Annotated in this window: 19 protein-coding genes and 1 tRNA gene; 9 read left to right on the top strand and 11 right to left on the bottom strand. The window is 60.2% G+C overall.

The annotated features are described in order from the left end of the window. Positions 1-5 precede the first annotated feature (5 nt). From ATY76_RS00100 to ATY76_RS00080, 5 genes are all read right to left on the bottom strand, one after another. On the bottom strand, positions 6-833 hold the full coding sequence (locus ATY76_RS00100) for a glycoside hydrolase family 16 protein (protein ID WP_088672770.1): 828 nt from the start codon (positions 831-833) through the stop codon (positions 6-8). 51 nt (positions 834-884) lie between these two features. Further along, the gene (locus ATY76_RS00095; RefSeq protein ID WP_088672769.1) at positions 885-2,366 is read right to left on the bottom strand and encodes a lipopolysaccharide biosynthesis protein; all 1,482 of its coding nucleotides are present in this window, start codon (positions 2,364-2,366) and stop codon (positions 885-887) included. 73 nt (positions 2,367-2,439) lie between these two features. Then, positions 2,440-3,684, bottom strand: a complete 1,245-nt coding sequence (locus ATY76_RS00090; RefSeq protein WP_088672768.1) for a glycosyltransferase family 4 protein — start codon at positions 3,682-3,684, stop codon at positions 2,440-2,442. Then, positions 3,681-5,030, bottom strand: coding sequence for a glycosyltransferase family 4 protein (locus tag ATY76_RS00085; protein ID WP_245309633.1), 1,350 nt, complete (start codon positions 5,028-5,030; stop codon positions 3,681-3,683). The genes ATY76_RS00090 and ATY76_RS00085 overlap by 4 nt, the downstream gene beginning before the upstream one ends. Beyond that, positions 5,027-5,764: a Crp/Fnr family transcriptional regulator gene (locus ATY76_RS00080; protein WP_088672766.1), complete on the bottom strand. Its 738-nt coding sequence runs from the start codon at positions 5,762-5,764 to the stop codon at positions 5,027-5,029. Before ATY76_RS00080 ends, ATY76_RS00085 begins: the two co-directional genes overlap by 4 nt. Positions 5,765-6,222: 458 nt before the next feature. Between ATY76_RS00080 and ATY76_RS00075 the strand changes: the two genes are divergently transcribed. From ATY76_RS00075 to ATY76_RS00055, 5 genes are all read left to right on the top strand, one after another. Then, positions 6,223-6,924 carry a sugar transferase gene (locus ATY76_RS00075; protein ID WP_088672765.1) on the top strand — a complete coding sequence of 234 codons (702 nt, stop codon included), beginning with the start codon at positions 6,223-6,225 and terminating at the stop codon, positions 6,922-6,924. 119 nt (positions 6,925-7,043) lie between these two features. After that, complete coding sequence (locus ATY76_RS00070; protein ID WP_088672764.1) at positions 7,044-8,792, top strand: tyrosine-protein kinase domain-containing protein; 1,749 nt, start codon at positions 7,044-7,046, stop codon at positions 8,790-8,792. Next, positions 8,789-9,811: a glycosyltransferase gene (locus ATY76_RS00065; protein WP_088672763.1), complete on the top strand. Its 1,023-nt coding sequence runs from the start codon at positions 8,789-8,791 to the stop codon at positions 9,809-9,811. Before ATY76_RS00070 ends, ATY76_RS00065 begins: the two co-directional genes overlap by 4 nt. Positions 9,812-9,815: 4 nt before the next feature. After that, on the top strand, positions 9,816-11,195 hold the full coding sequence (locus tag ATY76_RS00060) for a polysaccharide biosynthesis/export family protein (protein ID WP_088672762.1): 1,380 nt from the start codon (positions 9,816-9,818) through the stop codon (positions 11,193-11,195). Between the two features lie 57 nt (positions 11,196-11,252). Continuing rightward, positions 11,253-12,722 carry a hypothetical protein gene (locus ATY76_RS00055; RefSeq protein WP_088672761.1) on the top strand — a complete coding sequence of 490 codons (1,470 nt, stop codon included), beginning with the start codon at positions 11,253-11,255 and terminating at the stop codon, positions 12,720-12,722. 65 nt (positions 12,723-12,787) lie between these two features. On the opposite strand, the gene ATY76_RS00050 is transcribed toward ATY76_RS00055, so the two are convergent. Continuing rightward, entirely contained in the window at positions 12,788-13,087 is a 300-nt protein-coding gene (locus tag ATY76_RS00050) for a hypothetical protein (protein ID WP_088672760.1), read from the bottom strand. Between the two features lie 268 nt (positions 13,088-13,355). Between ATY76_RS00050 and ATY76_RS00045 the strand changes: the two genes are divergently transcribed. Both ATY76_RS00045 and ATY76_RS00040 read left to right on the top strand, forming a co-directional pair. Then, positions 13,356-14,267: a glycosyltransferase gene (locus ATY76_RS00045; RefSeq protein WP_088672759.1), complete on the top strand. Its 912-nt coding sequence runs from the start codon at positions 13,356-13,358 to the stop codon at positions 14,265-14,267. Positions 14,268-14,437: 170 nt separating this feature from the next. Beyond that, the gene (locus tag ATY76_RS00040) at positions 14,438-15,460 is read left to right on the top strand and encodes a glycosyltransferase family 2 protein (RefSeq protein WP_088672758.1); all 1,023 of its coding nucleotides are present in this window, start codon (positions 14,438-14,440) and stop codon (positions 15,458-15,460) included. Between the two features lie 98 nt (positions 15,461-15,558). On the opposite strand, the gene ATY76_RS00035 is transcribed toward ATY76_RS00040, so the two are convergent. Then, complete coding sequence (locus ATY76_RS00035) at positions 15,559-16,305, bottom strand: Crp/Fnr family transcriptional regulator (protein WP_088672757.1); 747 nt, start codon at positions 16,303-16,305, stop codon at positions 15,559-15,561. Between the two features lie 452 nt (positions 16,306-16,757). On the opposite strand from ATY76_RS00035, the gene ATY76_RS00030 reads away from it, so the two are divergent. Continuing rightward, entirely contained in the window at positions 16,758-17,396 is a 639-nt protein-coding gene (locus ATY76_RS00030; RefSeq protein WP_088672756.1) for a sugar transferase, read from the top strand. Positions 17,397-17,445: 49 nt separating this feature from the next. On the opposite strand, the gene ATY76_RS00025 is transcribed toward ATY76_RS00030, so the two are convergent. Both ATY76_RS00025 and ATY76_RS00020 read right to left on the bottom strand, forming a co-directional pair. Then, complete coding sequence (locus ATY76_RS00025; protein WP_088672755.1) at positions 17,446-17,745, bottom strand: hypothetical protein; 300 nt, start codon at positions 17,743-17,745, stop codon at positions 17,446-17,448. 329 nt (positions 17,746-18,074) lie between these two features. Next, the gene (locus tag ATY76_RS00020; RefSeq protein WP_088672754.1) at positions 18,075-19,184 is read right to left on the bottom strand and encodes an acyltransferase; all 1,110 of its coding nucleotides are present in this window, start codon (positions 19,182-19,184) and stop codon (positions 18,075-18,077) included. A gap of 200 nt (positions 19,185-19,384) precedes the next feature. On the opposite strand from ATY76_RS00020, the gene ATY76_RS00015 reads away from it, so the two are divergent. Then, positions 19,385-21,697 carry a membrane-bound PQQ-dependent dehydrogenase, glucose/quinate/shikimate family gene (locus ATY76_RS00015; protein WP_088672753.1) on the top strand — a complete coding sequence of 771 codons (2,313 nt, stop codon included), beginning with the start codon at positions 19,385-19,387 and terminating at the stop codon, positions 21,695-21,697. Between the two features lie 68 nt (positions 21,698-21,765). Here ATY76_RS00015 and ATY76_RS00010 read toward each other — a convergent pair whose 3' ends face one another. After that, on the bottom strand, positions 21,766-22,293 hold the full coding sequence (locus ATY76_RS00010) for a L,D-transpeptidase family protein (RefSeq protein WP_088673707.1): 528 nt from the start codon (positions 22,291-22,293) through the stop codon (positions 21,766-21,768). 371 nt (positions 22,294-22,664) lie between these two features. Continuing rightward, positions 22,665-22,741 (bottom strand) — tRNA-Met (locus ATY76_RS00005). Positions 22,742-22,790 lie beyond the last annotated feature (49 nt).

Raw genomic sequence — 22,790 nt, 5'->3', positions numbered from 1 at the left:
TTCGTTCAATTCGCCGCGTCGGCAGGCTTCCGCTTGTAGACGTGGATATAGTCGACGAGCAGAATGGAAGGGTTCGGCGTTTCGTCGATCGGCCAGCCCGAGCCGAGCGCCAGGTTCACCAGCGGATAGAACGGCATGTGGAATTCCTTCGGCGTGTCGAAGCTCCAGAGGTATTCGCGATCCAGATAGAAGGTCGTTTTGTCGGCCTGTATGTCGACGCCGTAGGTATGATACTCGCTGTTTAAAATTCCATCCTGGACGGTCTTCCAATAGCCGCCGTTGGAGTTCTGGCCGCCCTGGGCCTGGCGCCAGATATGGAAGCCCATGCTGAACTCGTAAGGCGCGCGTCCGTAATATTCCAGGACGTCGATCTCGGCGGTGTATTTCGACCGGTCGAGCCCGATGAGCCAGAAAGCCGGCCAGACACCCTTGCCCGGCGGCAGCTTCATCCGCGCTTCGAAATAGCCGAACTGCTGCGAGAACCCCTCGCCTTTGGGGTTGACCGCCGACAGCAGGCCCGAACGCCAGGTTCCGTCCTCTCCCTTGCGCGCTTCGATCTTCAGGATTCCCTGGTCGGTGGTGAATGGAAAGCCGGGAGCCGGATCCGTGAAGCGGGCGTCACCGAAATCGCCATTCCAGGGCGTATGGGCGATCCAGCGGGAGCTTCTCTCGCCCCATGCCGAAACGTCGAGATTGTCGAAATTCTCCTCCAACGTCAGCTGATAGGCATTCATGTTGATCGGCTCCTGGGCGACGCTCGGCTGGCCGGGCAAAGCCGCCAGACCGAGAACGACGAGCAGACCAAGAGCCTTAGAAGATATCCCGTAACGCATTTCGTTCCTCCGAAAACGCCAAACCCAATCGTTGGACTGCACCTCGATCCATCATGAGGTGAGAAGCCCGTGTCGCCGCGGCGTCAGCCTTTGAACGACGATCGTCTCGATGCCGTCGGGCCTGCCGAGGAACTGCCACAGCAGCAGCGCAAAGGCCCAGAAAATCGCCACCCCCGCCCCGCCGCAGAGCGCCAGGCCGGCGATGAGATTGAAGCCGACCGGCATGGCGGAGATCATCGGCTCCACCCAGAGCAGGAAGGCGATCATCGGCAGGCTCGCGGCCAGCGGACGGCAGAAGGAACCCAGCTGCGCTGCAAAACTCGCGCCGATCAGCCGCCGCGTGATGATGAGCGATGCGGCATAGGCGACGAGCACCGCCACGATCCGCGCGCCGAGCGCTCCCGCCACCTGAAAATAGGCAATGCCGAGGATGGTGACCGGCACCCGGACGACGAATTCGACGAACATCCTCAGAGCCAGCGAACGGGTATTGTCCAGCACCATGGCCAAAGCCGGCATGATGTTGGTGGGAAGACCGAGCAGGCTGACGAGGCAGAGCCATTGCAGGATCGGCGCGGCCGATAGCCATTTCTCGCCGACGAGCACGCGCACGGTGGGCTCGGCGAGCATGGCGAGCGCGATGAGAATGGGCGCGGCAACGAAGCTGATCGCGTTCGTCGCCTTCAGATAGGCAGCGACCAGATTGCGGCGGTCTTCGACGGTGGAAAATGCCGCCATCAGCGGGCGCAGCAGCGGCCCGACGAAGGTCTGGTACGGAATCCCGGCAATATTGTCTGCAACGCTGAAGGCGCCGAACGTCGACAGGCCGGTAAAGCGCGGCAGCAGCAGCCGGTCGAGCTGCCAGTTGATCGAATTCAACACCTGCGACACGGTGTTCCAACTGATCATGTCCTGAAAGTGCTTCCATTCCGAAAGGCTGAGGGCCGGCCGCATCGGCGCAAAGACGTAGGAGGTGATCATCGCCGCGGTCGGGCCTGCGACCGCTCCGGCCGCCAGCCCCCAATAGCTGCCGGTCGTCACCGCCACGCCGACACCGAACAGCAATGTCGAGCCCTTGGTGATCAGATCGAGCGCGAATTCGCGCTTGAAATCGAAACGCTGCATGAAGAGCACCATGCGCGGGCTGATCATGCTGCGCATGGCAGGCGCGATCGAAAGAACGGCGACAAGGGCAAAGAGCCGGGAATCGTCGTAAATCAGCGCCATCGGCCAGGAGATGACGATCATCAGCAGACTGATGGCTGCCCCCCGCAGCAGGCTGAGGGTGAAGGCCGTGGCAAACATCTTGTCCGAAGGCGACGGCTGACGCATCAGCGCCTGCGTCAACGGCAGGTCCAGCACCGTTTCGACGATCACGAGCACCGAGGTTGCAATGGCGACGAGGCCGAAATCCGCGGGGCTCAGAAGTCTTGCCAGCACCAGCAGGCTGACGAAATCAAGCAGCCGGGCGAGGAATTTTCCGCTGATCGTCCAGATGCTCGCCGTTGCCGTCCTCTGAGATACGCTTGACATGCTCTGCTATCATTCCTCGTCGACGGTATGAGACGGTTTCGGTCGCGGCACTAAGACGGGCAGCTTCGATCCTTCAGCCAGCCCGTCTTCTGAAAATTTCGTCGGATCGGTCGCCATGGTTGGACAGTTGCTGCTCGATGAGATTGGTCAGCCGGTCGCGGAACACGGCGGCGGAGAATTTCAGCGCGTGCGCGCGGATCGCATGCGGATCGATATCGTCCTCGACCTCTTCGAACGCCGCCATCGTTTCCAGCAGGGCTTCCGTCGTCTGTTCCGCGAAGCGGAAACCGACCTGCGGCGAGGAAACGGTTTCCCTGGCGCCGCCGGCGTCGAAAGCGAGAACCGGACGCCCCGATGCCATGGCTTCTACCGGCAGGATGCCGAAATCCTCGGTGCCTGGAAACAGGAGGGCGCGGCATCGCGACAGGTGATCGCGCAGCACGTTGAAGGGCTGGTGGCCGAGAAACTCGACGGTCGGTCCGGCAATCGACTTCAGATAAGCCAGCTGCTCTCCCTCGCCGATCACCACCAGCTTGCGACCGGCTTCGGTGCAGGCGCGCACGGCGATATCCGGCCGCTTATAGGTCGTCAGTTGTCCGGCATAGAGATAGAATTCGCCCTTGCCTTTCCCCACCGCAAAATCGTCAGTCGCAACGGGCGGATGGATGACGACGGAATCCCGGTCGTAGAAACGCCGGATGCGGCTTGCGACATAGTCTGAATTGGCGACGAACGTATCGACCCGCGAGGCAGTCGTCACATCCCAGGCGCGCAGCATCGGCGCGGTGACCGACATCAGGGCGCGGCCGACCCAGGGAAGGCCATGGCGATAGACATGGAACTGATCCCAGATATAGCGCATCGGCGAATGGCAGTAGCAGACATGCAGCGCGTCGGCGCGCGTGATGATGCCTTTGGCCGGTCCGGATTCGCTCGACAGCACGAGATCGTATTCCTGCAGATCGAACTGCTCGAGCGCGAAAGGCATCAGCGGCAGCATCTTGGTGTAATGCCGCTGGGCGCCTGGGATCTTCTGCAGAAAGGACGTGCGGATGTTGCGCGTCTTCAGGAAATCGCTGATGCGATCCCGGTTGCAGACGAGCGTGAAAATATCGGCTTGCGGAAACATCCGGCACAGCTCTTCGACAACCTTCTCGCCGCCGCGCATTGAAACCAGCCAGTAATGCACGATGGCAACGCGAAGCTGCTTGCCATCGCTCGCGCTTCCGGCCTCCGCAACACGCCGTTTCGCCACAACGGGCGCATCGGTGAGAAACGCTCTCGCATCGGGAAGGGAGGTTGTTGCTTTAAGGGTCAACTGAATACTCCTTGTATCGCCGCACCGTTTGTCGGCTCGCGAACCGCATTCGTCGAAAGCAGGCTGTGATATTCGGCAAGAAGCGCGTCGCGCCATTCTTCATGTGTCGAGGCGAGATCGGGCGACATCAGGAAAGCCCGCTCGCTCATGGCGCGGACCTCATGCTTCGGCATCTGGCTGAAGCGCGTCAGCGTATCGGCAAAGGCGATTTCATCGGCCGTATCGCAGGCGAGCGCCATGCCGGCCCGCTCCATTTCCTCGGCCAGAAAGGCGCCGCGCGACATGATGACGGGCAGGCCGCTGCGGGCCGCTTCGATCGCGACGAGACCGAAGGGTTCGGGATAGCGCGACGGCATCAGCAATGCGCGCGCCTTGCGGATGATCGGGCCGATCTCGGCATGCGACTGCCAGCCGAGCGCCCGGACGTGATCTCCGGAGGCCGCCACCTGCGGCATCAGCGGCCCGTCGCCGATCACGCAGAGCCTGACGCCGGCCCGGCGCGTGGCGGCAACGGCGTCTTCGACGCCCTTCTCCTCGTCCAGCCGGCCGATGAAGACGAACTCCTCGTTCGCCTCCGCTTCGATGCGTCTGACCGACAAGGGCGCAACAGGATTGCGGATCGTCGTCAGCCGTTCCGGCCGGTAGCCTGCGCCGACGAGAAAGCTCGCCATCTTCTCGTGCAGCAGGATGATCCGGCCGAAATCGGCCTGATCCCTCAGCAGCCGGAAGATGTTGGAACCCCGGGCGACCCGCCACAATTTGTGCGAATAACTCCGCTTGTCGCAGGCCGTCGCAAGGCAGCTGGCGCCGAGCGGGCGTTTAACGCAGGTCTGCTGAGACTGATAGTCGAAGAAGGCGCCGTTCGGACAGCCGGTGAAGAAATCATGCGCATGAACGACACACCGTTGGGCGACCGGCGCCAGCGCCTTGAAAAGCGCGGGAGACAGGATCTGATGCCAGCCATGGACGTGGTAGACGGTATGCGCGGTGTCGTTTGCCGCGATCCATTCCGCCACCATACGCACGGCAGCGCCGTTATGGATGCCGGTCACGAAGGCCTTCGCGCGGTCGGCGCTGAGCAGATCACGGCTGTTGAGGCCGGCCATCGACACTCCGAGCGCGGCGAGTTCCGCATTGGCGGCGTCATCGCCGCAAATATAGGTCACCGGAATATCGAGGCCGCGAAAGAGCTTCGCCGACAATACCGCCAGCGCCGTCGCGCCGCCCCTGGCCGTCGAGTAATCGTCGATGACGACCACGCGATCGATCCGTGCCCTGCTGGGGTGGAGGAAGCGGCTGACATTTGCGGCGAATTTCAGGGTCTCGGGAAGCGATGGACGCATCACTTCACCGACATCGCGCCATTGGCACAAGCTTCCAGAGCCCTGCGGTTGAGAATACGGATCTTGCCCTGCCCTCCGTCGATGATCTTGCATTCCCGAAGGCGGCGCAGGCACTGGTTGACCTTCTCGCGGGACGCCGGCAGCGTCGCGGCCAGGTCGTTCTGCGAGATGATCAACTCGTCGCCGCTGTTTGCCGCATCTTTTCCATAGACCGCGGAGAGCCGCAGCAGCGTGCTGGCCAGCCTCGACTGCAGGGTCGACGCGGCATTTGAAATGATCCGCTGCTCGAGCTCCGAAATCCGCGCCATCGCCCTGGAGAAGACCTTTTCCCGGAAAGAGGGATCGCTGGCATACATGTCGCGCAGCAGCCGGCCTTCGAAGAAATGCAGCTCGCAATTGGAACCGGCCCGGTATTCCAGCGTCAAGGTCTGCCTGCGCAGCACCTCGAGCTCACCGATGAGACCGGTTTTCGGAATGATCTCGACGATGAACTCCCGGCCGTCGGGAAGCATCGTGCTGGCGCTGACGAGCCCAGAATGCACCCGCGCGAAGGTATCGACGAGTACGCCCGCCCCGGCGATGATTTCGCCGCGGCGAAACCGTCGCACGCTCGAGCGGCGGGAAAGAAATTCATCGTCGAGGACAATGCGGCTGTTGAGATGAATGCCCCCTCCGGTCGCGATCGCGGCCTTAGCGATACCGATCCTGCGATCCGATAGATGCGTCGCCCGGTCCATGCGCAAACTCCCAATACTCGGATAACGATAGGTAATGCTGCACTGCATCATTTATATTGCGTTAATATCGAAGTCAAATAAAACAAACGCGACATAACGTAAAATTCAATTCTATATCTGGTTAAAAATTAAATGCGCTAGAATAACATCTTAAAAAAACTGGAATGCCTTCAAAATACTAAATACATATGCTCAATAAAACGGCTTTATGAACTAAAAATAAGCGATAACTTAAATGATTATGCCAACTTTATAAATTAGCATCACATATTTTCCGCCAAAACCAAGACATATCACTGGCGAAACGAGAAAAAGGCTTACGGTGGGACAGTCGAAATTATCTTGAGCCGGTTAGTAGCATAAACAAATTGTTAAGGATTATGACCTTGGTAACAGACAACCAGAGTGCGGCGCAGCAAAGTTTGCACGGTTCTTGACCGATGTTTTGGAGGCGGCCGATGACATGGGAAGCACATAGCGTCGAGGCATGGTCGCGCGTCGAAGGCCCCGCGAACGGCGGCGGTCTTCATGCGTCCCGGCCTCGTGCAGCAGGCAAATCATCGAAGCGCGCGATAGATCTTCTCATCGCGGTTACCGCTCTGGTCCTGCTATCCCCGCTTCTGTTGATCATCGCAGTGATCGTGAAGCTCAGTGATCGCGGTCCCGTCTTCTATTCCCACACGCGCATCGGCGCCGGCGGAGCAGCCTTCGGATGCCTGAAGTTTCGCACGATGAAGACCGGTGCCAGTGCTCAGCTTGCCGAACTGCTGCAAAACAACCCGGCTGCCCGCATCGAATGGGAAACGACACGCAAGCTGAAGGACGATCCGAGGATCACCGCCGTCGGCGACATCCTCAGGCGATCGAGCATCGACGAGCTTCCTCAGTTGATCAACATCGTGCGCGGCGAGATGAGCCTCGTCGGGCCGCGGCCGGTCACCGCCGAGGAATTGCCCCGCTATGGCGAGCATGTGTGGGCCTACATGGCCGTCCGCCCGGGCCTGACCGGCCAGTGGCAGACCAGCGGGCGCAACGATGTCAGCTACGAGCACCGGATCTCCCTCGACGTCCACTATATCAACAACTGGTCGCTCGCCCGGGACTTCGTCATCATCGCCAAGACCATTCCCGCTCTGTTCTCGCAGCGTGGCTCGTACTGAGCATTCCGAGGGAGAGCGCTGATCATGCCCGAAATCGGAAGATGCGCTACTCCCCTCGTCCCTTCCAGGCAGCCAGTACCGCGTACCTCCGTAATCTCGCCATTTTGGACTAGGACGACATGACCTCAAGCACGATCTTCAGCGGTGTTTCTCCGATATCCCTGTCCGCCGCCGCAGCCACTGGCGGCAATGCGCCGCTGACCCTGCGCGACATGCTCTTCTTCCTGAAGATGCGTTGGCCTTGGATCGCGGCGACGGCGGTCGTCTTCCTGATGATCGCCGCAAGCTACCTGCTGACGGCCAAGCCCACTTTCGTGGCCAGCACCCAGCTGGTGATCTTTCCCCAGGTGAGCGGCACTGAAGCTCAAAGAGCCATCGCGGAGGACGCTTTCATCGAAGGACAGCTGGAAATCGCCGGCTCCACCGACGTCATCGCCGGAACGGTAAGGGCGCTGAATCTGGATAGCGATCCCGACTTTGTCGATTGGAAGCCCTCGCTGCTGGGTAGGGCAAAGGACTGGCTCCTGGGCACTACTGCGCAGTATACGGCAGACGACCCGAGCGAAATGCAAGCCAGACCGCAGACCGAGGAGGAGCGGCTCCACGACGTAACGGTCGCCACGCTGCTCAGCATGATGGACATACGCCGGATCGGCAGTTCGACGGTTATCGAGATATCGGCTGCGGCATCGAGCCCTCAGAAGGCGGTCGCCATCGCCGATACGCTCGCCAGGCAATATATCCAGAAGAACATCGCGATGAAGGCCGATGCCTCCCGCCAATATAGCGACTGGCTGGAAAAATTCCTGCGGGAGCAGCAGCGCGGACTGGCCGATGCCTCCAATGCCCTGAACACCTTCAACAGCAATCCGCGCGACCAGTTCAAGCTTGCCGAGCTGCAGAGCGCGACGGATGCCCGCCGCACCCTTTATGAAAGCACGCTGACCCAGCTGACCGAGGCCAAGCAGCGGATCACCTACCCAGTGTCCGACGCCACGATCGTCTCGCGGGCCACGCTGCCGCTGTCGAAGGCGCGGCCGCGCAGCACGCTCATCATGACCTTTGCCGGCGCAGTCGGCCTCGGCGCCGGCCTCGCGCTCGCCATGATCAGGCACGCCAGCGACCGCCGGATCGTCCGCCCCCACCAGATCGCCGACGCGGGCGGCCTGTCCTTCGTCACCTTGCTGGCGAGATCGAAGAGGAACCGGAACGGCGATCCGACACGGTTCCTCGCCGCCGGCACGGACAGCGGTTCCACGGCCGCCTATCCTGTCATTCCCGACATGGCGGAATTGAGCGCGACCGTCGTCGGTCTGCGGCGCAAACGCCGCGTCGTCATCGGTATCGTTGCCGTCGACCCCGGCAGCGGCGCATCGACCATTGCCTGCGAACTGGCGGTGCTGTCTTCGATATCCGGGGCACATACCCTATTAATCGATGCGGCCGCAGACAAATCCTCGCTCAGCACATCGATCGCGCCCCATAGCTCCACAGGCCTCGTCGATGTGCTCGACAACGGCGAGCTCATCCAAACGGCGGCCTTGCGCCTCACGCCGACACTGAAATTCCTGCCGCTCGGCAAGGTGGAGGCGGTGACGCCGGCCATTCGCCTGAGCTCCCGCCGCACGCAGCTGAGCTTCGCCGACCTGAAAAAGGAGTTCGACGCCATATTCGTCGATATTTCCGCTTTCTCCGCTTCGCCCGATGCCAATGCAATCGCGCCGGAACTGGATGGCATCCTCGTGGTCACCTCGCATGGGCGCACCTCGATCGACGACACCGTGCGCGTCATCGACACCTTGCGTAATGTCGGAGGGGAGATCCTCGGCGCGATCATCAACAATGCACCGAAGAGGGTAGAGTCATGATCTCGCCTTCGGCAGGAGCAACCCGGCAGGGCGGTCCGATCGGACTGGCGCCTTTGCCCCACGGCGCGGAAGCCGCGGCAGGGCGAGCAGGAGATCCGTTGCGAATTGCCGTGGGGATCGCCTCGGCGGGTCGCCCCTCGATCCTGCGCGACACCGTCGATTATCTCACAGGCCTGCCCCGCCAGACGGAACGGCTCATCATCTGCGTACCCGCCATCGAGGATGCTTCCGGGCTCGCCGGCCGCCGCGATGTGGAAGTCATCGTCGGCAGCCGCGGCCTGACCTGCCAACGCAACAGGATCATCGAGGCCGCCGCAGCCGATACCGACGTCCTGATCTTCCTCGACGACGACTTCATTCCTGCCGCGACCTTCCTGTCGCGGATGGCGGCCGTCTTCGCGGCCAGGTCCGACGTGGCGATCGCGACCGGCGAGGTGCTGGCCGATGGCGTCCTCGATGGCGGCCTCGCCATGGCGCAGGCGCTGCAGGTCATCGACACGGCCGGCGAAGGGGTCGAGCGGGTGACGGATGTCTATAACGCCTATGGGTGCAACATGGCGGTGCGCCTTGCGCCCGTTCTGGAGCACGCGCTGACCTTCGACGAACAACTGCCGCTTTACGGATGGCTCGAGGATGTCGATTTCAGCCGGTCCATCGCCCGCTACGGCAGGTCCGTGCGCGTCGAAGGCGCCCGCGGCGTGCATCTCGGCGTCAGATCGGGGCGGCAACCCGGCCGAAGGCTCGGCTATTCGCAGGTCGCGAACCCCGTCTACCTGGTCCGCAAGGGCACCATGTCGAAAGGCCGCGCACTCGCGCAGATCGGTCGTAATATCCTGGCGAATACCTCGGGCGTCCTCTTCAAGGACCGCCTGATCGATCGGTGGGGACGTTTGAATGGCAATTTGCTGGCGCTGTCCGATCTTCTCTTCGGCCGCGTTTCTCCGTCCCGCATTCTCGAACTCGGCAATCCCTCGCCGCGCGAGATGCCTTCGCCGTCGATCGCAACGAAACGGAGATAGACCCATGTCACGCATATCTTTATCCGATCGCTTGATCTCCACCTTGCTTGCCGTGCTGGCATTCTCCTGCCTGACCGGCGGGAGCGTCATCCATGCGCAAGGATTATCGCTCGTGCCGGAAGACAAGGTCAGATTGCGCGTTGTCGAATGGCGGTCGTCCGATTCCCGCTATGCCAGCTGGGAGTCGCTCGATGGCGTCTACACCATCGACGATGCCGGCGACGTGTCGATCCCGATCGCGGGCCATGTGCAGGCCACCGGAAAGACCACCGAAGAACTTGCGGATGCGATCGCCAGCGCGCTCGCCGCGAAGGCAGCACTTCCCGGCAAGCCCTACATCGCCGTTGAGATCTCCGAGCATGCACCGATCTTCGTGAGCGGAACCGTTCAGAACCCCGGCCGCTATCCTTTTGAACCGAACATGACCGTGATGAAGGCCGTCAGCATCGCCGGCGGCTTCCTCAGGGAGCGTGAGGACAATACCTACTTCGAGCGCGACCGGATCCAGGCTGCCGGCGCCTATCGGACCGCCGTGCTGAACCGGCGCGATCTCCTGATGCGCCAAGCGCGCCTGCGCGCCGAAATCACAGGCGAGCAGAGCTTCGAGATCCCCGCCGAACTCGCCGGCAGCCCCGACGTGGACAAGCTGAAGGCGCAGGAATTGAACCTGATGCGGCTGCGGCGCGTCGATATCGAAAGCCAGATCGAAGCGGCGAACAACCTCACCCAGCTCTATGGGCAGCAGGTCGAGTCGCTCGAGGCCAAGATCAGTTCGCAGAAGCGGCAGATCGATCTGGCCCAGAAGGAACTGAACAACGTCAACAGCCTGGTGAGCAAGGGTCTGGTCAGCAACTCCCGCCAGGTTTCGGTCGACCGCTGGGTCGCGGACGCTCAAGGCACCCTGATCGATCTCGAAGTTGCCCTCACCACGGCGCGCCAGGGCCAGAGCGAGGCCGACCGCTCCAAGATCAATATTGTCAACCGGCAGAACAGCGAGAACCAGGAGCTTCTGAACCAGGTCAATCTCGCAATCGGCAGAGCAGCGATCGACATTCAGGTCGCCCAGCTTCTGGGCGAGCAGGCAGGCTATGACGCCCAACTCGCCGAGATCCATGCGGAGACGCCGGGTCTCGGCAGAGCGCAAAAGAATTACAAGATCGTACGCCGCAATGACGACGGCACCTATCGCGACATCGTGGCGGACGCGCAAACCGCATTGTTGCCGCATGATCTCGTCGAGGTCGGCCTGGACACCAGCCTTCAGACATCGCCTTCCCAGCCTGAGAACGCGCCGCAAAAACAGAGCTCGGCAGCGCCGCTATCCGACGTGGCCGGCGACAATCGGGCGGCTTCCGGCTGGATATCCCAGACGGGATCCAATTAGGAGGCGGCTGTGATGATCGACGACAACTGGCGGCGTTCGCCTCGCGGGATCTGAAGCATGTCGATAGAACCGATCGGCTTCCTCGTTCTGCTGCTTGGCATGCTCAGCATGCTCAATGGCGCACGCTTTGCGATCACGGCCCTTTGCATGTCGACCCTGCTCGGAGCCGCGGCGGCTTTGCAACTGCCCGCGCTCGGCGGCAGCAGCATCCAGCCGAGCCATCTTCTGGTGCTCTTTCTCGTCATGACGGCCCTGTTGCGCCCAGTTCAAACGCAGGCAACGCTTTCCACTTTGGCCTATCCGGGACCGGGCTTCTGGTTCGCCTGCTACATCCTGTTCTCGGTGGTGTCGTCCTTCTTCCTGCCGCGTATCTTTGCCGGTGCGACCCTCGTTTACTCCTCCGCCAGAGACGCCTCGGGCATGATGTCGACGGTGGCCGCGCCCCTGGCTCCTGGCTCGTCCAATCTCAGCCAATCGGTCTATCTCCTCGGGGACCTCGCCTGCTTTGCCGTCGTCGCCGGGTTTGCGCGGCTCGGATACGCTCGTTTCATCGCCCAACAGCTGATCGTCGCGTCGCTCGTATGTTTCGCCTTCGCGCTGATCGACATCGCAACATTCCAGATCGGCCAGTCCCAACTGCTCGACATCATCAGAAACGCGAATTACACGATGCACACGGCCGAGGCGATCCACGGCTTTAAGCGGATCGTCGGCCCGTTTCCCGAAGCGAGCATCTACGGCGCCGTCGCGCTGGCCTATTTCGCCTTCACGCTCATGCTTTGGCTGGAGCGTGTGGAAAGCCGCATGGCAGGGCTTGCGACCCTCTTCATCGTCCCCACGATCGTGCTTTGCACCTCGACAACCGCCTATGTCGCTGGCGCCTTCGTCGTCTGCATGTTCATGCTGTTCTGCCTGAAACGGCTGATCGGAGGGCCGGCCACGACGCCGCACCTCACCTTCCTGGCGATCACGCTATTCTTCATCCCCTGCGCCATCATCGCCCTCAGCCTCGTCCCCGATGCATGGGATTCCGTTTCGGGCCTGCTGGCCACGACCGTATCGGACAAGCTTCAATCGCAATCCGGCGAAGAACGCACCGCCTGGAACACGCTGGCGCTGATCGCATTCGTCGATACCGCCACTTTCGGCGCCGGTCTCGGCACCGTCCGCGCCTCCAGTTTCATTGCAGCATTGCTGTCCAATGTCGGCTTGACCGGCACGCTCCTGTTCGTCGCCTTCGTCTATAGTCTGATAAGAGCGTCCGGCCGGTACAAGTTCGGCGATCGGGAGACGCACGCGATCGGAAACGCCGCCGTCATGGCATCCTTCGCGCAGATCGGTTCTGCGGCGATATCGGGCAGCGGCACGGATCTCGGCCTGCTGTTCAGCACCACTGCGGGGCTTGCCGCAGGCTGCCTGGCTAAACCTTACATCCCGCGGCATCGGACGGCCCGCTCGGCCGCGAACCGCCGCTCTCTGGAGGCATCGGCATCTCTTATGAGAGCGCCGATGGGTTCAGCCCGATGAGAACCGCTGAGAACCTTCGTGATGTCCCTGAAAGGCAGCCCGGCACGTTGCAGGATGTCCCGACGTCAGCCTTGCTGGCGTTCGCTGGCGGCAGAAACACTGTCTGCGACGGAATTGTTTTCGCGCAGTCTGGCGTTTCTGCGCACGAGCCCCGAGAGAAACACGCCGGAGAGATAGCCGATTTCCATGAGCACGAGGATCGCAATGGCGGAGCCCAGTGCCGCAAGCACGGAAGCCTCGTCCGCGAAAACCACGCTGCCGACGCCGATTGCCACAATGAATGCAAAGATCACGAAGGCCCAGGCGCGGATGGAAGCGCCGGCAACTATCGAAACCACGGCGGCAATGAGCGCAGTGATCAGCATCGCGAAATCCCTTCTCTCTGCATCCCGGTCCGGATCGCCGCACCAGGGGACCAGATGTCGAAACACAGCCTCATCGCAGGCAGGCCATTCTGCATGGTGACCATCTCAACAATGAAACAACCATTAGCAGCCGGACGTGGGTTGGCCGACGCGCAGGCCGCATTGCGGCAGTATATACCGCACCAGGCTTTCCTACGACAGCCCCATCGGCTCAATCAACAACTGTTCCCTCGACTTCGCGGTTGCGGACGATCGAAAGGGTGAGGCCATGAACAACCAATGCATCGTCTACGTCACGGACGTCGAATATTCGTTTCCGACCATTCTGTCGGCGCTTCAGGCCCGCAAATTTGCGAGCCTTGCGAGCGATGTCTGCGTTCTCATGTCGGAATACCTTGAGAATTTCGACGAATTGAAGAGCCTGCTCGCGGCAAGCGGGGTGGAACTGATCGATGCCACCGAAGCGCTGCAGGCTTCACTCGGCAAGCTCGACGGCGCGCATTTCCAGGGGCGCATCAGTGTCAGCACGATGGCGAAGCTGGTCCTCTGCGAGGTGCTGCCGGCCCACTATACCCAGATCATCTACCTCGACGGCGACACCCAGATCGTCAGCGATCTCGGTGAATTCGAAAGCGCCGCCGTGCCCGAAGGCCGGTTTTTCGCCGCACGCGATTATACGGCCATCCATGATTTCCTCGCCACGGGAAAGGACAGCCATTATTTCAATGCCGGTGTCCTGAAATTCCATCGCAACGGCTGGATCGGGCAGGAGGCGCTCGAGCTTTTTGCCAAAAATCCGGAAGCCTGCGACGGCAAACATGATCAGGGAGCATTGAACTATGTTTGCGGGTCCGCGCTCATCCTGATCTCGAACCGCTGGAACTTTCCCAAGCAGTTCCTCCACCTGGTGGACATGTCGTCCTTGTCGATCGTCCACTACATGGCGCATCCGAAGCCATGGCATGGAACCTTCTTCCCGTGGAGCGACACGGAGAGCCAAGTCTATGTCGATCTGCGCAAAGCCCACCCGATCTACAACGCCCTCTACCGCGGAATAAGTTTCGACCGAAAAATACTCTATAAATATCGCTCGATGCGGGCGCGCATGAAGCACGCCGTTCAAAGGGAGCAGCCCAATCCGCGCGTCCAGACCCTGCTGGTCGGTGATTACATCGTATGATGAAGCGGATCGATGCAACGGAGGGCGAATCTACTGGCGATGTCAGCGGACCTCATCGGGCGGAACGCGGGATCGCCGCCTCCCGCGCGGATACGGGCATAAACCCAGATCGTCATCCGGGAGCAAAAAGGGAGAATGCGCCCTTGCGGCGTGGATATTCGGGGCAGACTATGGGTTACAGGGCTTCCGTCGCCAGCATCTCCCATTATGTAAAAGCCCGCCTGCGCCGGTCGCTGAAGGCCCGGCAGCTTCGCTACGACCTGCTGCGCAACGGGCTCAAGCAGGCGCGCCACGTCGTCATATGCGTCATCCGCGACGAGGGACACCGGCTGGCGTTCTTCCTGCAATATTACCGCGATCTCGGCTTCGAGCACTTCATATGCATCGACAACGGCTCGACCGACGGCACGATAGAGTTGCTCTCCGGCTTCGAGGATGTCTCTCTTCTTTCCGCCCACGGCTCCTACAAGGCGGCCAGATTCGGAAACGATTGGATCAACGAAGTCATCAACCGCCACTGCCGGGACAAGTGGGTCCTCTATGTCGATGCGGATGAGTTTCTGGTCTATCCGCATTGCGATACCCGGCCGATCGATCAATTGACCGCTTACATCGATTCCATGGGCGGCCGTTCCCTCCGTTCCGTCATGATCGACATGTACAGCCCCCATCCGGTCCTCGAAAACATATGCGAGCCCGGCCGGAACCCGCTCGAGATCTGCAATCTTTTCGACCGGTCCGGCTATGTCGCGCATTTCGACGAGAGCAACTGGACGATATGGATCAAGGGCGGCGTTCGCGGGCGCGTCTACTTCCAGGACAGGATCTGGGATGGCCCCGCCCTCAACAAGATCCCGTTGGTCTATGTGGATGGCGAACGCCTGTTTCTGAAGTCGTCGCATCAGGTCTGGCCGCTTGCCCTCAATCTGGGCGATATGCGCGGCGCGCCCGGCGTATCCGGCGCGCTCCTGCATTTCAAATTCCTGTCGACCTTCGTGCACAAGGTCGCCGATGCCGCGCACCGGTCGCAACATACGGAAGAATATACGGTCTATTCCTCGGCCAAGGGCATGGATCATTTCGTCTATGACGACACCGGCACCTATCGAAGCTGGAAGGATCTGTCCGACCACGGCCTCATCCAGGGCGAAGGCTGGAAATACTGGAGGAATGCTTCGGAGAGCGAAGTCTGAAGCAATTCTTCAACGCAAGTTTCCAATCCATTCCATAAGAAACCCGCCGGACGGCGGGTGTATAGGGTTTTTCGGCTACTTCATTCTGCAATAACGCCTCAGGCAGCCGCACCCTCGGCATAGGCTTCCAGCACCTTGCGATTGAGAATTCGGATTTTACCCTGAGTCCCGTCGAGCACCTTGCTCTCGCGCAAGCGCCTCAGGCACTGATTGACCTTTTCACGCGACGCCGGCAGCGTCGCGGCGAGATCATTTTGGGAAATCAAGAGCTCGTCGCCGCTATTGCCCGCCTCCGTTTTGTAAACGGCGGAAAGACGCAGCAGCGTCCGGGCCAGTCTCTGCTTCAGGCTGGAGCCGGCGTTGGAAATGAGACGCAGTTCGAGTTCGGAAGCTCGAGCCAGCGCCTTCGACAGGATCTTCACCTGAAATTGCTGGTCGTTGGCACACAATTCCCTGAGCAGGCGGCCGTCGAAGAAATGCAGCTCGCAATCCGAAGAGGCTCTATATTCGAGGCTGAGCGACTGTTTGCGCAACACTTCCAGTTCGCCGATCAACCCGCCCTTCGGAATGATCTCGACGATGAACTCGCGCCCATCGGGAAGCGGCGTGCTTGCACTCACCATTCCGCGCTGGACGCGGGCGAACATATCGATGAGGACGCCGGCGCCGGCAATAACTTCGCCTCGGCGAAACTTCCGAACACTTGTCCGGCAAAACGGGAATTCGTGATCCAGATCGGCCCTGCCGCCGTATTCGATACGTCCAGCTCCTGAAATAACCGCTTCGCCCATACGCGCCGCGCTCCCGCCAGTCCTGTCTGCTCTGATATTAATTACCCCGTCCATACGCGCAACCTCACGCAGACTACTTAATTTATTTTCAGCAGCGACATTCCTAATCGGTTAGATTGCAAAGTCAAACAATAATAAGATAAAATTCCCGTGTTGAAACTATACATAAAAATGACGATTGCTCATATTTATATATAATAATAACCGTATCGAATTCTATCTACAGGAAAACCGTAGAAGGAGGTGCGACAATTTATACAATTCCCATCGACCAGCCAGCGATAACATTCGACCCAACAATGTCCGCCAAGTAACCTTAACAAACGAAAAGCATCCAAGAATATCGGCAAGTCGCTTCGCATGCCGCAGGCAATACTTTAAATATCCAATTGATTACTTTTATGAGCGAAGAATTTACCATAGGATATGACCATGGTCACAGACATGATATCTGCATTAAAACAAGCTTTGGCTGTGCTTTCTGCGAATATGTAACGGAGACACGGATGGCGGGAAAAAATCAGGGGATCGATGCCAGCGAACCTTGGCGGGACTTTGCCAAGGCCCCCAACTCGTCACAATCCCATACGATCAACAGAATTCTGAAGCGCGCATTGGACATCGTCGTTGCGGCTAGCCTCTTGTTCCTTCTGGCGCCGTTGTTTCTGTTGGTGGCAATCATCGTCACGCTAAGTGACGGCGGGCCTGTTTTCAATCGTCATCTTCGGGTTGGTTTTAAGGGAAGAGAGTTCGGTTGCCTCGAGTTTCGCACGGCAAGAGCCGACGCGACGCCAAACCCGCATATCACCATCGTCGGCGATATCCTGAGGAGATCGAGCCTCGATAAGCTTCCGCAATTGATCAATGTGTTGCTAGGTCGAATGAGCCTGGTCGGCCCCTGCGCCGTCACTGGGGAAGAACTGCTGCGGTATGGCGAACATGCCTATGCCTATATATCGGTCCGTCCTGGCCTGACCGGCCATTGGCAAACCGGCGGTTGCGGCGAACCCAGCTACCAGAACAGGCTTTCCCTCGATATCGAATACCTGTCCAACTGGACGCTCGCCTGGGATTTCGTCATCCTGGGAAAGACCCTCTCCGCCCTCATCTCCCGGCACGCTCTATTGCCGAGGCTGGACTCCTGAAAAATATGTCCCGCAAGACCAGCTCGCTTATCGTATAGGCGAGATGGCCCTACCCGTTCGGACGTTTGCCTGTCGCATGCGAGCGGTCGGCAATGGCGTTCTTTTTCCGGCGCCTTTGACTATGCCCCCAAAGGGAGAAGGCGAAGAGGCCCGCGAGATAGCAGATCTCCATCAGCACAAGCAGCTTGAGGGAGGAAACGATCGCTTCCGTCAGCGAAGAGCCCTTCAGCAGGATCACGACGCCGAAGGCAGCCATTAGAAAAAATGCAAAAATTGCGAAAGCCCAGGCGCGAATGGTCGCTCCGGCGGCAATGGAGACGGCGACCACGATGAGCGCGCTCTTCAGCATTGTTACCCCTCTCTTCACGCCTCCTTCAAGCTTCCGCCAGCCTTCAACGACACGACAAAGCCCAAAGTCGAAACGAAGTTCGATCAAAGTATTTTATCGGTTATTGTTAAAATATTGCTAAGCCGGATGAACAGGTTGATCAAACGCCTTTGAAATATTCGACTATTCATCCCGAGAAGACGTCCTCAGCATTCCCAACCGGCAGATCTGCCTGCTGAGAGAACCTCATCTGCGCAATCATGCAAGCGCAACGAAACAGGGCCCGCCGTGATGGCAAGCCCTGCTGATCTCTCACGATTGCGATGAAGTTGGCGGCGGTACCGGGGATTCTATTTCGAGATCGCGCCGGCCCATTCCCGTTTTGTGCCGTATTGCAGACGAAGGTTTTCGAGCCAGGTGACCTGTTTGCGCAATTTCAATGCCGGCTTTTCGATGTATCTCCACGAAACGGCGGCAAAGCCGGTGGCAATGACGCTGCAGACGATGCCGTTCAGCCACCAATTATGCGCCCAGGGCCCGAGTGCCACGAAGGCCTGCTGGATCGGATAGCCATAGAGGAAGACGCCGTAGGAATAATCGGCCCCGCGCAGGATGCCGAGTTTGGCGGGCGATGTCAGACCGAGGAAGACCGTGACATACCCCATGGCTGGAATGGCAACGAAATCCCCTAGGGATGTGAACCAGTAAGCGCCGAGGATGAGTGCCAAAGAGGCCAGGAATATCCTGACATCCCAGAGAACCCTATCCCTGTAGAGATAGAAGGTCACCCCGACGAGGAAAGCGCAAATGAGAAGATTGCCCGATGCGGTCGTGGGCATATCGGCCCAGCCGCTGCCGTGCTTCCAGTAGCGCGCAAGAGCGAAGGCTATGATCAGCCCCGGCGTTACGACGAGGGCAATCACGCGCCGCCTGACGACGCCAAGCAGGAAGAGCGCGGCGATCACGATGTAGCACTCAAGCTCGAAAGGTACCGTCCAGAGCTGTCCGTTCACCATCGCGGCGTCGGGATTGTCGAGAAATACGCCTGGAAGATTGAAATGAATATGGCCAGTGACATTCATCAGATACGTAAAGAACTGCGGATCGCTGAAGTAGTCACGCAGGTCATACTCTGTATAGATCGCTCCGAGTATAAAGGCAGCCAGCAACACCTCTACCGTGAGAGCGGGATAGATCCGGATAAACCGGTTGCCCAGGAAGGAAATCAATGTCTTCGATCGTTCAAGACTGCCGGCCACCAGAAATCCGCTCAGGACGAAGAACATGGGTAGCACGGATTTGATGAACGGCCTGAGGGGCGACTCCCAGAGAAACAGGTCATCGCCATATGTGACGCGGGCCGTATGTATCCAAAGCACTGAAAAAGCTAACAGTAATCGCATGTAGTCGAATCCTGTCGGCCGCCCGTTCGCCAGATCAAGCTTTTCCCCGAGAAACATCTGTGCCCCTTTCAGAAGTATCGACGCAATTGGAATGGCAGGCTGCTGCCGCAGAACGACTGCGGCATCATTGCCGGATCGGCGGCGCGTGTCAGTGACCAGAGGTACATCAGTTAAAAATTGAACGAACGGCCGCTTCCCGAAGGCGATGCTTGGGATGGGACGCGGGCGATCGGACAGCAGATTGGATGAGGAGATCCATGAAATTTCTTGCCATGCTTTTCTGTATTGTTCTCGCCCTGATCGGCCTGGGATTGGCGGGGGCCGGCATCTGGCTGCTCAGCCTCGGCGGCTCGCCCTATTACGCACTCGCCGGCCTTGCTTACTTGGCTGGCGCCTTGCTGCTGTGGCGCCGGAAGGCTTCGGGCAGCCTCATCGTCCTGCTTGTCGCCATTTTCACCGTTCCCTGGGCGCTGTGGGAGTCCGGCTTGAATTTCTGGGCGCTCTTCGCGCGGCTGATGTCCCCTCTGGCGCTGGCAGGCTTTGCGCTTCTCTTTGCCCCGTCGCTTTGCCCGACGGTCAGCCGCAGGCTCTCCTATGGCGGCGCCCTGCTCGCGGCAATCCTGTTCGTCAGCGGTTTCAGCCTTGCTTTCACGCCGCACGGGACCATTCGCCCCTCGGCCGACATTCCCGCCTACAAGACCGCCAAGGGCGACAATGCGCCGGCTGACTGGACATCCTACGGCCGCACCACGGCCGGAGATCGCTACTCTCCCTTCGATCAGATCAACCGCGCCAATGTTTCCACGCTGGATCTCGCCTGGACCTATCGCACCGGCAAAAGCGAGGGTGCCGATCAGAACACGCCTCTGCAGATCGGCGACACGGTTTACACCTGCACGCCGACCAACGTGATTGCAGCGCTCGATGCGGATACCGGCAAGCCTCGCTGGACCTTCGACCCTAAGGCGGCCGCGCCCTATTGGCAGCGCTGCCGCGGCCTCGGCTACTACAAGATGCCGGCGGAGGCACAATCGGCCGATGGTCTTTGCAACGAGCGCCTGGTGCAAACGACGATCGATGCCCGCCTGCTAGAGATCGACAGCAGAACCGGAGCGCCGTGCACGGGCTTCGGAGACAATGGCACCGTGCAGCTTTCCCAGGGCATGGGCGAGGTCAAGACAGGCTATTATTTCCAGACATCAGCGCCGCTGATCGCCCACAATCTGATCGTCATCGGCGGCTGGGTCACCGACAATCAGGAGGTCGGCGAGCCATCCGGCGTCATCCGCGCCTTCAACGTCGTTACCGGCGAGCTCGAATGGGCGTGGGATCTCGGCAATCCTGAGATCACCAAGCTTCCGCCGGAAGGGCAAACCTACACGCGGGCCACCCCCAACATGTGGACCACGGCCGCCTTCGACGACAAGCTCGGCCTCATCTATGCGCCGCTCGGCAACACCACGCCGGATTATTACGGCGTCAATCGCCCCGCTTTCGCCGACCAATATAACGCGACCCTGGTCGCGCTTGACGTGACGACGGGTCGGGAGAGATGGAAGTTCCAGACCGTGCATCACGATATTTGGGATTATGATCTGCCGGCCCAACCGGCGCTGATCGACCTGCCGGACGGCAATGGCGGCACGGTGCCCGCCCTCTTGCAGACCACCAAGCGCGGCCAACTCTTCCTGCTCAACCGCCAGACCGGCGCGCCGCTTGCCGAGGTCCAGGAGAAGCCGGTGCCGCAACAGGGAGGCGCGCCGGATGAAAAACTGTCTCCGACCCAACCCTATTCCGTCGGCATGCCGACGATCGGCGCGGAGCGCGTGACCGAGCAGACGGCCTGGGGCCTCACGATGTTCGACCAATTGGCCTGCCGCATCGCCTATCGAAAGATGCGGTACGACGGCGATTTCACCCCGATCGGCATCCAACCGACGATCCAGCAGCCCGGAAATCTGGGCGGTCTCAACTGGGGAAGCGTCTCCGTCGACCTGCTCAACAACCGGGTCTTCCTGAACGATATCCGCGTGCCGAGCATTTTCGCGCTCGTTCCGCGCCATGACTATGTCGACTTTGCCTTGACCACGACCGCCCACGGCCCCTCCGCCCCGCAGCGCGGCACACCCTATGGCATGAACACCGAGATGTGGACCTCGAGGCTCCGCGTGCCCTGCACGCAGCCGCCTTTTGGCACGGTCACGGCCGTCGATCTCAACACCCGCAAAATCGCATGGCAGGTTCCGGCCGGGACCGCCGAAGAGCTAGGGCCTTTCAAGATCAAAACCAATCTGCCGATGCCGATGGGTCTGCCGAGTTATGCCGGCACGTCGGCGACCGCCGGCGGCGTCGTCTTCTTCGCCGGCTTCCAGGATTATTACATCCGCGCCTATGATGCCGAGAATGGGTCGGAGCTTTGGAAATATCCCCTGCCCGTCGGCTCGAGCGCGACACCGATGACCTACGTCTCGCCGAAGACAGGCAAGCAATATGTCGTGATTTCAGTCGGCGGGGCGCCCTATTCAAAGGATGTCGGCGACTACGTTCTCGCCTTCTCCCTGAAAAACTGAGATCGGCCGCGTACTGTCCGGCAGGCGTGGAAACCGCGTGCCGGATAAGCTCGCCGCCATGATCGCACCTACCCCTTGATTTCAACGGGCGTGCCGTCCGGCACCACCCGCCAGATCTCCTCCATCTCGGCATTGGTGATGGCAACGCAGCCGGCCGTCCAGTCCACCCAGCGGTGGAAAGTGCCAACCCAGCCAAGACCGTTGCGGATGCCGTGGATCATGATGTCGCTGCCGGGCTTCTCGCCTCGCGCCGCAGCAGCGGCAACATCGCTGGAATCGGGATAGCTGATGTGGAGAGAAAGGTGGAAGGCGCTGCGCGGGTTGCGTCCATCGATCCGGTAATTACCCTCCGGCGTCCTGTTGTCCCCCTCCCGCGTCTTCGCCTCCGGGCCGCCACGCCCCAGCGAGACCGCGTAGGTTCGCAGCGTCTGCCCGCCGCTGAACAGCGTCATACGATGGCTCGTCTTGTCGATGAGAACGGCATCTGCCCTCACATCGGCAGGCAACGGCGGCTCAATGCCGCTGCCGAGAATAGCACCCCCCCCAATCGCCGCCGCCCCCGCTCCGACGATAAATATCAACGCCCTCAACTTCATCGACAGCCCCTCTTCACCGTCCCCGCGCAAATCGCACACGCAACACGGGCAAAACAAGATGTCTTCAGTGAGGCCAGGAACCGCCGCCGAATTTCCCTCATCGTTACGCTGCGGCCGGTTTCGCTCACGATGGGTTCTTGAGGCGCTGGGAGGACTGCAAGTTAGTATCCAAGAACGCCAAAAGCCCACTTGGCGCGGGCTTTAAAGTTCTTTTTGTTCTGATCTGATATTGGGAAGTTTGGTTGCGGGGGCAGGATTTGGAGGTTTTCTGTCCCGCTTCGTCGGCTTTGCCGCCTTGCGGGCCCCTGAAGAGGCATTAAATCCTCGACCCGTTACCAAACAAAAAGCCCGCACGAGGCGGGCTATTTGTTTGGTTGCGGGGGCAGGATTTGAACCTGCGGCCTTCAGGTTATGAGCCTGACGAGCTACCGGGCTGCTCCACCCCGCGATATTATTTTACAGCAGAAAGGGCCGCTTTTGCGACCCTTTTGTATCGG

It is taken from the genome of Rhizobium sp. R339 (assembly GCF_002211395.1).
GTDB lineage: Bacteria > Pseudomonadota > Alphaproteobacteria > Rhizobiales > Rhizobiaceae > Rhizobium.
The sequence above is the reverse complement of the archived record's forward strand: the minus strand, read 5'-3'. Positions and strand labels throughout refer to the sequence as shown.